Here is a 10,675-nt window from a genome sequence, read left to right on the forward strand (position 1 = left end):
ATTTTGAAAATCACCAGCTTTTAACTTAGCGATCGCCTCTTCTAACCACAAATTAAGATCGCGATCGTATAGCGTGGATTTTTGTTTGATAGTCTGGGGCATAGGTTTAGGCGATGCGATACAGCATTTACGCATTGTTTGATAAGTATATCTCAAAGAACAAGGGGCTGAAGCCCCTTGTCTGAATCTAATTATTCAATCCCATCAAGAGGCGCAAAGCCTTGACGCTGAGTGTTTTCAGTGATAGACCTTGGCTCTAGGAACTGCAATAGATAATCGCGTCCGCCAGCTTTGGAACCGATACCGCTTAGTTTAAAACCGCCGAAGGGATGGCGATCGACCAATGCGCCTGTGATGCCGCGATTGATGTAGAGATTGCCCACTTCAAACTCACGATAGGCGCGTTCGATATGGGAAGGAGTGCGCGAATATAAGCCACCCGTGAGTGCGAAGTTTGTACCATTGGCGATCGCTAATGCCTCATCAAAACTCTGTGCCTTGATTACTGCTAGTACGGGGCCAAAGATTTCCTCTTGGGCGATCGCACTATCAGGATCGACATCGCCAAAGATAGTCGGTGGTACATAGAAACCGTGATTGGGAACTTCACCTTCAAAGGCGAGTGTCGCGGTTTCTTTGCCTTTGGCGATGTAGTTGAGAATGTTCTGCTGGGCGGCTCCATCGATGACAGCGCTGAGTTTGGTGCCAGGAAGATGTGCTTCACCAACCTTTAGCGATCGCGTGGCTTCCACAAGACGTTCCATGAAGTTATCGTAAACGGGAGCAAGGACGATCGCTCTGGAACAAGCGGAACATTTTTGACCAGCGAAACCGAAGGCGGAATTCATTACGCCCACTACAGCTTGATCGAGGTCGGCACTTTCATCGATGATGATGCCATTTTTGCCGCCCATTTCCGCAATGACGCGCTTCATGTGCTTTTGTTTGGGACGCAAAATGGAAGCTTCGGTAACGATTTGACAGCCGACTTGCTGGGAACCTGTGAAGGCGATGAGATGCACATCGGGATGCTTGACCAAATGAGCGCCAACGGTGGAACCTTTGGCGGGAAGATAGGTGAATACGCCTGTGGGTAAGCCTGCGGCTTGGAGAACTTCCGCAATCTTTGCCCCAATTACCGAGGACTGCTCGGCGGGTTTGAGGATGACCGTATTACCTGCGGCGATCGCAGCCACGCTCATACCTAGTGCGATCGCCAAGGGAAAGTTCCAAGGCGAAATCACGACGACTACGCCGCGAGGTTGATAGATGTAAGTATTATCTTCTCCAGGCAGATTGCGTTGTACTCCCGATTCGAGGCGTTCCATTTCTTTAGCATAGTAGCGGCAGAAATCGATCGCTTCAGAAACTTCACCATCACCTTCGCGGATGGGTTTAGCAACTTCCCAGCAAATCCATGCAATCAGTTCTTCGCGCTTTTCTTCCATGATGTCGGCAGCTTTGCGGAGAATATCACCTCGTTCTTTAGCGCTGAGCTTCTTCCATGAGGCAAAGGCGGATTTTGCTGACTTCACGGCGGCTTCGGCTTGGTCGATGCTGGCTAGACCGATCTTGCCGACTACTTGCGAAGAGTTAGCAGGATTAACCGATTCAATGTAGGCTTCTGTTTCTACCGCTTGACCATTGACGATCGGTAAATAGGTTTTACCGAGTTGGCGGCGAACCTGTTGTAAGGCAGTTTGGGCAGCTTCCCTCTCTTCATTAATCGCATAGTCGCGATCGCTAGAATTAACAAAGCCATCAAAAACATTTAGAGCAGGTGCGCCATTATAATTCACATCCCGTTCCGTCATCATAGGTGCTGCAATTAGTTTCCCAATATCAACGCCTTCACCACTAATTCTTAAAAAGGAACTATTGGCGGTATTTTCCAATAGGCGGCGAATCAAGTAAGACATCCCAGGAATCAAGTCGCCAAAGGGACAGTACACCCGCACGCGATAGCCCATATCGGCGATCGCCTTGGCAAATTTATCGCCCATGCCATAGAGACATTGAGTTTCAAAGGCACGACTGGGGATATTTAGAGTTTGAACGATCGCGATCGCCTTGGCAAGCGATCGCGCGTTATGGCTACCGATCGCCGCATAAAGGTATTGATGATTTTCTAAGAGAATCTGAATCAAGCGCTCATAATTAGCATCGGTGGAGACTTTATCAGAGAAAACTGGCAAAGCCCAACCCTGTTGATAGGAGCGAATGGTTTCGCGATCCCAATAGGCTCCCTTGACTAGGCGCACAGTGACGGGCTTACCGCGCAATTTTGCCCATTCCACAAGTTCATACAAATCCTGTTCGCTATCGCGCAAATAGCCTTGCAGGGTAATGCCAACATCCGTGCGATCGCGGAATTCTGGTTCTATTAAAACTTGTTTGAGAATCTGCAAGGTGAGCGATTTGAACTCATACTGCTCCATATCAAAATGGATGCCACAGCCTAGCTCTTTAGCTTTACGCAGGAGGATTCTGGCAGGTTCGCTGACTTTCTCGGTCGTTTTTACTGGATCTAAAGGATCGAATTGGGAATAAAAAGCGCTAAGTTTTACGGAAACTTGCACGCGCTTAAGTTCTTCTCCATCAGCTTTATCAATCTGCTCGATCAAGCCCCAATTTTTTGCCTTGTTCGACAAATCCTCCATCATGCCAATATAGCGATTGAGATATTCACCTGCTTCTACTTCGCTGATGACTGCCTCGCCGAGCAAGTCCATCGTAAAGCCAAAGCGATCGCGCCTTAGTTTCTCAATGGATTTTGTTGCTTCCGATAAGTTCTCACCGCAGATATAGCGCTTGGCGAGGGTTGCCACTGCGGTCGAGAGAGTAGTTGCTGCTGCGGTTGCTGGAATGGAATTAGGATTATCGGTACTGAAATTTAATAAAGCCCGCAGAGCAGGAACTTCCACCGCATCACTGGCGAGATATTCCTGCATATGCCTTGCAATTTCGGCTTTGCTTTGCAATGCTGGCAAGCAATCGATCAATCTAAATAATTGCACCCGTAAGCCTTCATTTTCCATCGTCCAAGCCATGAGCTTGTCATCAAGGCGCAATTCATCCTTAAGCTGAGATAATTTCGACCAAAAAGAACCTTTCTCATTGCCACTTAAAATCTTCTTGGCGATTTCCTGTGTCTTCGCTTCGTATTTAGAGGTATCGAGTGAGACATTAAGAGAAGTATTGAATTTATTGTTAGAGCTTGTATTTGCTCGCTGTGTTGGGCTAACCACGGCTGTAATCCATAAACCTTGCAATCAATCAGTATAGCTAGTAACCATCATCTACTTATTTGTAGCTTTGTTGGCTAAATCTGGAAATTATAGGGTGATGATTGTTGCTATTTATGGGTTATCAGCGATCGCTCTAGTTTAAAATTTAATGCCAATTGTAGACAAGTCATGACAAAAAAATAGGCGCGTAATAGCGATCGCAAATTTGTTGGTAGAAATTACATCGACTTGTAATTAACCAAAAACCTGATGATAATTGAGTTTAGTCAGATAATATTTACCTTTATGACTGATCGCTTAGCTAAAAAATTTATCCAGCTAAATCAAAAAATCACGAGATAGAACTTATGGTTGTCCAAATTTCTGAGCATTTACAAATTCTTGATTCTCTCTATTTAAAAGGCTATCGCAGTAGTTTAATCGATCGTGCTCTTACCAAAATTATCGAGCTAGAAAGAGTAAATACCCTCAAACAAGCTTCTGAACTTCAATCAAAATTACAGACTTATGAACTTCAATATCAAATGCCTTCAGAGATTTTCTATCAAAGATTTAGTGATGGTAGTTTAGGTGAAGAGATAGATTATTTTGAATGGGGTGTTATTTATGAGCTTTGGCAGTCTGTACAAGAGCGTTTGCAGGTGTTGCAGCCCAAAAGACAGTAATTATTAACGTTGGGACAATGTGCCGCATTTTCCAAATTTGCCTAATTTTCCTCATCACATTCATGTTGAGTCTGAGGAAAACGTCATTTCAGGTGATTTGCTAAGCATTCAAGGCTTTTAGCTGCTGCCTCAGTAGCAAATTTTGAGTTTTATCAACCTTTAGTATGAGATTTTCGCTTATAGTTGTTTTTAGTAAATTGTCATTGGAGCTTATATCGTGAGCGAGTCTTTAGTTGAGGTTACTTTTGCGCTAGACAGTTCCAGATTGGATGATTATGAACGACAAGAGTTTGCTAAAAAATTGCTGAAGCAGTTACGGGATCAAGGTGATGCTGAATCTGTGGATCGTGCTGACGATCTAAGCTCTGAAGTGGGCAGTAAGGGCGGTTTGGATAAATTGGTGGGCGTATTGACGGCAAAAGTACCGTTAGACAAAGTTGTTAGCTTTATGGGATTTGTCGGGGGTAAGTTTGCAGAAAAGCCGATGAAGATCCATGTGAAAGATGGCGATTTTGAGGTAACTATCGAAACTACTGGCGAAAAAGCTGCCTTGACTGCTGAAAAAATTGCTAGCGGGCTATTGGACAAGCGAAAAAAGGATTCTGCCAATGGCTAAGAAGGCTCTACTGATTGGCGTAAGTCAGTATGAGGCGGGTTTGCCACCCCTTGCGGCTGCACCAAAGGATGTGGCGGCAATGTTGCGCGTGTTGCAAAGTCCCGATCTTGGGGCTTTTGATGAGGTCAAGACGCTGATCGATCCCGATCTAGAGGCAATGCAAACGGCGATTGATTTGTTGTTTCAAAGCTGTCAAAAGGGCGATTTGGGGTTGCTCTATTTTTCGGGGCATGGGATTACCGATGATAGCGATCGCCTATATCTGGCAACGCGCCGCACGAGCAAGGATACTTTTCGATCTACGGCAGTATCGGCGAGTTTTATTCAGGGCATCATGCGCGATCGCAGTTATCAGAGACAGCACGTTCTGATTTTGGACTGTTGCTATAGCGGGGCGTTTGCGGAGGGTTGGCTGGCTAAGAGTGCGGATATTAATCTGAAGCCGCAGCTTGAGGTGGAGGGGAGTGTGGTGTTAACTTCTTCGACTTCGACGCAAAAATCCTATGAGGATAAGGAGGGGGAACTGTCGCTCTATACGAATTACATCGTGCAGGGGATTGAGTCGGGAGCGGCGGAGTCTGATGGGGATGGGATGATCTCGGCGGATGAGTTGCATGAGTATGCTAAGCGTCATGTGCAGTCGGCTAAGCCTGCGATGAAGCCAGAGATTTATGGGATTAGACAGGGAATTAAGATTCTTCTGGCGAAGGCAAGGGTGGACACGGGGTTAGAGTATCGCCGTTTGGTGGAGAGATATGCAGAGAATGGTGAGATTTCTTTTGTGGGTCAGGATATTTTGGAAGTTCATCGTGAGAGATGGGGTTTGTCAGATGAGGTTGCTATTGCGATCGAGAATGAGGTATTAGAGCCAGATCGTAAGCGGCTGAAAAATCTATCTCGCTATCAAAAAAGTCTTGAAAGAGTAGTTAAGCAGGGCTTGCCTATAGCTAAAAAAATCCTTGATCAGCTTAAAGATTTACAAGATATTTTGGGTTTGAGAGATGAAGATATTAGTTCTATTCACCAGCAATTTATCTCTGTTGATTTAGAACCCAATCTTCAAACAACATTAGTGTCTAAATCATTATTGTCTAACTCATTGACGATCCAAGAAAAACCTTTAATAGCTATCCCAAAACAACCAGAGCCTATTCTCACATTTAACTTTGAGAATGGGATCAATCTAGAGATGGTCTATATCCCTAGCGGCAAATTTACAATGGGTTCACCCCTTAAAGAAAAAGAAAGCCGTGATAATGAGCGTCCGCAGATTAAAGATGTGAATGTTTCTACTTTTTATATGGGCAAGTATGAAGTCACACAAGCCCAGTGGCAAGCGATTATGGGCAATAATCCTTCCAATTTTAAAGACAATTTGCAAAATCCTGTGGAGCAGGTATCTTGGGATGATGTTCAGGAATTTTGTAAGAAGCTATCGCAGAAGGCGGGACGAGAATTTAGATTACCTAGCGAAGCAGAATGGGAATATGCCTGTCGCGCAGGAACGACTACTGCCTATTCCTTTGGTAATAATGCTTCATTGTTAGGCGAATATGCTTGGTATGGTGCAAATTCTGGCTCAAAGACACATCCTGTTGGCCAGAAGAAGCCGAATCCTTGGGGTTTATACGACATGAACGGTAATGTGTGGGAATGGTGTCAAGACAGCTACGAAAAATATGGTGGTGAAAGCGACCTCGTTCGGAAAACTGGTAAAGCGATCGCAAAAGAAAATGATAATCGTTATCACGTGCTGCGCGGTGGTTCGTGGAGCTACATTGCTAGGAATTGTCGGTCTGCGTTTCGTGACTTCAACAATGCGCGTATTCAGAACTCCTTCATCGGTTTTCGGGTTGTATGCCTTGTGCGGTGAGGACTCCCTTCTCTGTTCTTTTGCCCTCAGCCCTTTGCACTTCTTCTCTTTCTTTACACTTCTTTATTCTCCCTATTCGCCGTCAGGCGATCAAATTTTTTTGAGATAGATGGAAGAAGCAATATTGACAAGAAAAAATGTAGGGGTTTTGCATTTGCTCCACAATCTTCAAACTCCCCACCACAATCTCAATTTGCAAATGCAAAACCCTCTCCGCTTTCACCGATAGATTATCCCAATTTACGAAAGTGTGACAACACTTTTGTGAATTAAACACCAAACCCAGCAAGGTTTTGAGATTCCCAAAATGGCGTTGCCATTTTGGGAATTGGTATTATCCCTGCGTTGTGAGATTGCGGGTAAAGCATTCCCAAATTGAGAGGATCTGAAAATTTATAAATCTCTGCGGTAATGCTTTACCCCTACCTTTGGGAATCATTAAAATCCAGCATGGTATAACAAATCTCGCGATAGAATTAAACAAATAGGAGATTAACCCATGACTATTTACGAAGCTACCATTACCAAACTACAAAAACTACCTGAATCCTTAGTTCAAGAAGTAAATCAATTTATCGAATCCCTTGCCAAGCGCCAATCTCAAACAGAACAAACGCCTATATTCGCATACGACCTCAGCAAGCAATGGCTAGGTTGCGCCGAGCTACCACCCGACCTTTCGCAAAACAAAAAATATATGGAAGGCTATGGTAAATGAAGCAAGCAATTATCGATACTGGCGTAATTGTGGCACTGCTGAACAAAAATGATACCTATCATCAATGGGCGATTAACCAATGGAAGCAAGTCCAAGCCCCAGCGATTACCTGTGAAGCCGTAATTTCTGAAAGTTGTTTCCTATTAAAAGCCACGTACTTACAAGAAATTCTCATGTCAATGATTGAAGCAGGTGCGATCAAAACCCAATTCCAATTTGAGAACAACGTAACCAAAATCTAAGAACTGATGCTCCGATATGGATCGGTTCCTATGTCCTTTGCCGATGCTTGTTTAGTGAGAATGGCAGAAGAAAATCCAGAATATGCCATCTTAACCATAGATAGCGACTTCACAATTTATAGAAAAAACCGCAATGAAGCCATTCCTATCATCATCCTCCGATAGCTAAGAAAAAAGATTAACTTAAAATATTTAGGAGATTAACTCATGAATATGACACAACAAGAACTATTCAAAGCCTTCGAGTCATTAGCGATCGAAGCCCTAAACAAGGAAAAAGGAAAAAGGAAAAAGTTTAAAATAGCGATTAACCTAGAGAATTTAGGAGATTAACCCATGACCAGAATCCACCATTACCAAACTACAAAAACTACCTGAATCCTTAGTTCAAGAAGTAAATCAATTTATCGAATCCCTCACGAAACGCCAAACCCAAGAGGAAAAATCAACCCTCTCCGCATACGATCTCAGCAAGCAATATTTATCGATCGCCACGATCGCTTTCTAGATCAAAAATTACCTTTTGCCAGTACCAAATTTCAGGCATATGAGGATGTTCCTGTTTAGCAATGTCGATGAGACGTTGAGCGATCGCCATATTGCCTCCCACCAATAGCAATAAGCGTTGTTGCAATTCCAGACTAGGCATTTGCATGAGATTTACTGTTGTGGAAGCAATGACCTGTTGACTTTTTGCCTCTTTGGTTTGTTTTTCTAGTTCTGACTGCCAGAGACTAATGCGGGCTAGGGCATAGCGATAGCGTTCCATCAGCGATCTCGTAAACCAAATATTCGCCGCTTGTTGATAATCGTCGATCGCTCCTTTAATATCGCCAAAATCATACCTAGCATCGGCGCGATCGCAATATAACTGAGGATTATGAAGATCTAGAGATAGTGATCGCGAAAAGTCTTCGATTGCGGCTCGATAGTCCTTGAGTTTGGTATAGGCTTTAGCGCGATCGCTATAAACATCGACCATGTTGGGATATTCGCGGATTAACTCGTTAAAATCAGCAATGGCTCCCCTTGCATCACCGATCTCGAGGCGGATGCGACCACGACCGAGGCGGACTTCGAGGTTATGTGGTTCTAGGAATGTCGCCTGATTGAGATCCTGAATTGCTAATTGAGCATCCCCAAGTTTGCCAAGGACTAGCCCCCGCAAACAGAGAGCCTTGACGTTTTGGGGTTCGATTTGCAATACCCAGTTGAGAGCGATTAAGGCTTGGGTATGCTCGCCTTGATCGATCTTGGGCTGGATATCTGCCAGAATATTGGTAACTGATGGGGGTAGCAAGGTTTCTAGCGACTTATAGCTCTCGATACAACGGCGACAGTTCTCTTCATCCCGTAATTCTAAGAATAGATGGGCAGCCTGCTTATAGGTGGCGATCGCCTTTTCCCATTGCTGCTGTTGCTTGTAGGTTAAGCCTAGTAATTGATGGGCGATCGCTGATTTGGGATTGATTTCTAAAGCTTGAGCAATGTCAGTTTGCGCGCCAAGGATATCGGCGATCGCGATCCGAGTCATGCTGCGAGCCACATATACATCGATCGCATCAGGATCGAGCATAACCGCTTGGTTATAGTCGGCAATTGCCCCTTGGCGATCGCCTAGATCGAAAAGAATTAAACCACGCTGATAATAGGCTTCGGCTAATTGAGGATTAACATCGATCGCAAGGCTAAAGGCTTGTATAGCACCATAGCGATCGCCTGACTTTGCTTTGGCTAAACCCTGTTGAAAGAAATCTTCATGAAAATCTGTTGGCATGACCATACTTGTTCCCCAAGCTATAGCGATATGATAATTGAAACTCATACTTTTGCAGTGCATTACTCGGGAGTTATTGCCATGCCTAAAAAGTCAAAAGATATCAAACATAAGATCGAAACAACATTGCATACTGTTGCTGACGCAGCCCAACAACAGTACGAAAAAAATTTTAAAAAAGCCCATAAAAATGTTGATAAGCAAGTCAGTTCCGTACGAGATCGCCTTGAAGAGTTTGATAGCTGGGCGGTGGAGTCCGTCAACGAAGCCTTAGAAAACGTTGAGAAAAAACTAGAAAAAAAAGTTTCCAAAACCATGAGCCGCATCCAAAATGCAGCAAGATCGGCGTGGGAAAAGCTTACTGATTAAAAAATGATGCTTGCTGCCCAAAGCCCCAAAAAAAAGGGAATGGTGGTGCGAAGAGCTACCATTCCCTTTTTTTTGGGGCTTTAGCGAGAACCAACCTGCATTTGCTTCATCAACTTGCCAAAGCGATCGCTATTCAAACGATAACTAAGTGGATGCCCGATCAATCGCGCGGTGCTGTGATATAAAACTTCAATTTCGATTAGCCCATTATCTTTGAGGGTTTTGCCCGTCGAGACCAAATCCACGATCGCCTCAGCCATCCCTGTAATCGGTCCCAGTTCCACCGAGCCGTACAGAGGAATAATCTCGACAGGTAAATCAATGCTGTCAAAATAGGTACGAGCGCAACCCACATACTTGGAAGCAATACGGCTATGGGGTGGCAAGTCCAACGGCGAACGATAACGACTTTCGCCAGAGACAGCGATCGACATACGACAGCCACCAAAACCTAAATCGAGCAATTTAGCCACTTTAGGAGTTTTTTCCCGCAAGACATCTTCTCCCACGATGCCTGCTTGTGCCTGTCCATATTCCACATATACAGGTACATCTTGCGCTCTCACCAGCAGAGCCTTAGCTGAGCCCGTCGGATCGGTGATTTGCAGTTGACGGTTTGAAGCATCAAGAAAGGCGCTAAAGTCAAGTCCCACTCCTTGGAGCAATTCAATAGAGTCTTTTAATAGTGAGCCTTTGGGCAATGCGAAGGTGAACATGGAGTCGGGCTGCTAACAATATGGTTGATCGTGAATGCGCGATCGCGCTTCTTAGTAATTATCGCGGATGGTGCGCTCATTTTATAGACTTATAGGCGATCGCCAATAGCCTATTTCGTTTACAGCGCTTTGCGCTCAAATCCAAACCAAGAAAGTTTTTGAAAGTGTTGCAAAGCAACACTTTCAAAAACTTTCTTATAGTTCTTTTGATCGAAAATTGCTGTAATACCAATTCACGAAAGTGTGACAACACTTTTGTTAATTAAAAACCAAACCCAGTAATGGTTTTCAAAGCTCAAAATGGAGTAGCCATTTTGAGCTTTGGTATAAGTAACGTCAGTTCGGGTTAAGCTGGCAAATTGTAAAAGTCCAAAGGTAAAAGCCTTGCTGCGCAAGGCTTTTACCTTTGGACTTTGAGAAAGGGTTTGCGTAGCAAACCCTTTCTCAAAGC

General features: G+C 44.3%; 12 protein-coding genes and 1 pseudogene. 9 read left to right on the forward strand and 4 right to left on the reverse strand.

The window, feature by feature from the left end; translation table 11 throughout:
• Positions 1 to 191: 191 nt before the first annotated feature.
• Positions 192 to 3,248: an L-glutamate gamma-semialdehyde dehydrogenase gene (gene pruA, locus AC805_RS02795; protein WP_072143501.1), complete on the reverse strand. Its 3,057-nt coding sequence runs from the start codon at positions 3,246 to 3,248 to the stop codon at positions 192 to 194.
• A 347-nt stretch (positions 3,249 to 3,595) separates the two neighbouring features.
• Between pruA and AC805_RS02800 the strand changes: the two genes are divergently transcribed.
• The 8 genes and pseudogenes from AC805_RS02800 (at position 3,596) to AC805_RS27260 (ending at position 7,870) form a co-directional block, all read left to right on the forward strand.
• Complete coding sequence (locus AC805_RS02800) at positions 3,596 to 3,913, forward strand: hypothetical protein (protein WP_055074007.1); 318 nt, start codon at positions 3,596 to 3,598, stop codon at positions 3,911 to 3,913.
• Between the two features lie 16 nt (positions 3,914 to 3,929).
• A pseudogene (locus AC805_RS27255) lies at positions 3,930 to 4,034 on the forward strand (DUF6516 family protein); the annotation flags it as partial.
• A 96-nt stretch (positions 4,035 to 4,130) separates the two neighbouring features.
• Positions 4,131 to 4,529, forward strand: a complete 399-nt coding sequence (locus AC805_RS02805; RefSeq protein ID WP_055074008.1) for a hypothetical protein — start codon at positions 4,131 to 4,133, stop codon at positions 4,527 to 4,529.
• Complete coding sequence (locus AC805_RS24470) at positions 4,522 to 6,402, forward strand: caspase, EACC1-associated type (protein ID WP_072143500.1); 1,881 nt, start codon at positions 4,522 to 4,524, stop codon at positions 6,400 to 6,402. Before AC805_RS02805 ends, AC805_RS24470 begins: the two co-directional genes overlap by 8 nt.
• Positions 6,403 to 6,901: 499 nt before the next feature.
• The gene (locus AC805_RS02815; protein WP_055074009.1) at positions 6,902 to 7,120 is read left to right on the forward strand and encodes a DUF2281 domain-containing protein; all 219 of its coding nucleotides are present in this window, start codon (positions 6,902 to 6,904) and stop codon (positions 7,118 to 7,120) included.
• Entirely contained in the window at positions 7,117 to 7,362 is a 246-nt protein-coding gene (locus AC805_RS26690; protein ID WP_231662408.1) for a PIN domain-containing protein, read from the forward strand. The genes AC805_RS02815 and AC805_RS26690 overlap by 4 nt, the downstream gene beginning before the upstream one ends.
• Before the next feature lie 6 nt (positions 7,363 to 7,368).
• Entirely contained in the window at positions 7,369 to 7,527 is a 159-nt protein-coding gene (locus AC805_RS26695) for a hypothetical protein (RefSeq protein ID WP_231662409.1), read from the forward strand.
• Between the two features lie 187 nt (positions 7,528 to 7,714).
• Positions 7,715 to 7,870 carry a DUF2281 domain-containing protein gene (locus tag AC805_RS27260; RefSeq protein ID WP_082429380.1) on the forward strand — a complete coding sequence of 52 codons (156 nt, stop codon included), beginning with the start codon at positions 7,715 to 7,717 and terminating at the stop codon, positions 7,868 to 7,870.
• Here AC805_RS27260 and AC805_RS02825 read toward each other — a convergent pair.
• Positions 7,844 to 9,139, reverse strand: a complete 1,296-nt coding sequence (locus AC805_RS02825; protein WP_072143502.1) for a lipopolysaccharide assembly protein LapB — start codon at positions 9,137 to 9,139, stop codon at positions 7,844 to 7,846. The two genes, AC805_RS27260 and AC805_RS02825, sit on opposite strands and share 27 nt — an antisense overlap.
• A 30-nt stretch (positions 9,140 to 9,169) precedes the next feature.
• On the opposite strand from AC805_RS02825, the gene AC805_RS02830 reads away from it, so the two are divergent.
• Positions 9,170 to 9,508 (forward strand): hypothetical protein, encoded by a 339-nt coding sequence (locus AC805_RS02830; RefSeq protein WP_055074011.1) that lies wholly within the window; start codon positions 9,170 to 9,172, stop codon positions 9,506 to 9,508.
• Positions 9,509 to 9,588: 80 nt separating this feature from the next.
• Here the strand turns inward: AC805_RS02830 and hisG are convergent, their stop codons facing one another.
• Positions 9,589 to 10,224: an ATP phosphoribosyltransferase gene (hisG, locus tag AC805_RS02835; protein WP_055074012.1), complete on the reverse strand. Its 636-nt coding sequence runs from the start codon at positions 10,222 to 10,224 to the stop codon at positions 9,589 to 9,591.
• Positions 10,225 to 10,457: 233 nt separating this feature from the next.
• On the reverse strand, positions 10,458 to 10,675 hold a 218-nt coding region (locus AC805_RS26700; protein WP_055074013.1), incomplete at its 5' end, for a hypothetical protein.

The organism is Pseudanabaena sp. 'Roaring Creek', from assembly GCF_001402795.1.
Classification (GTDB): Bacteria; Cyanobacteriota; Cyanobacteriia; order Pseudanabaenales; family Pseudanabaenaceae; genus Pseudanabaena.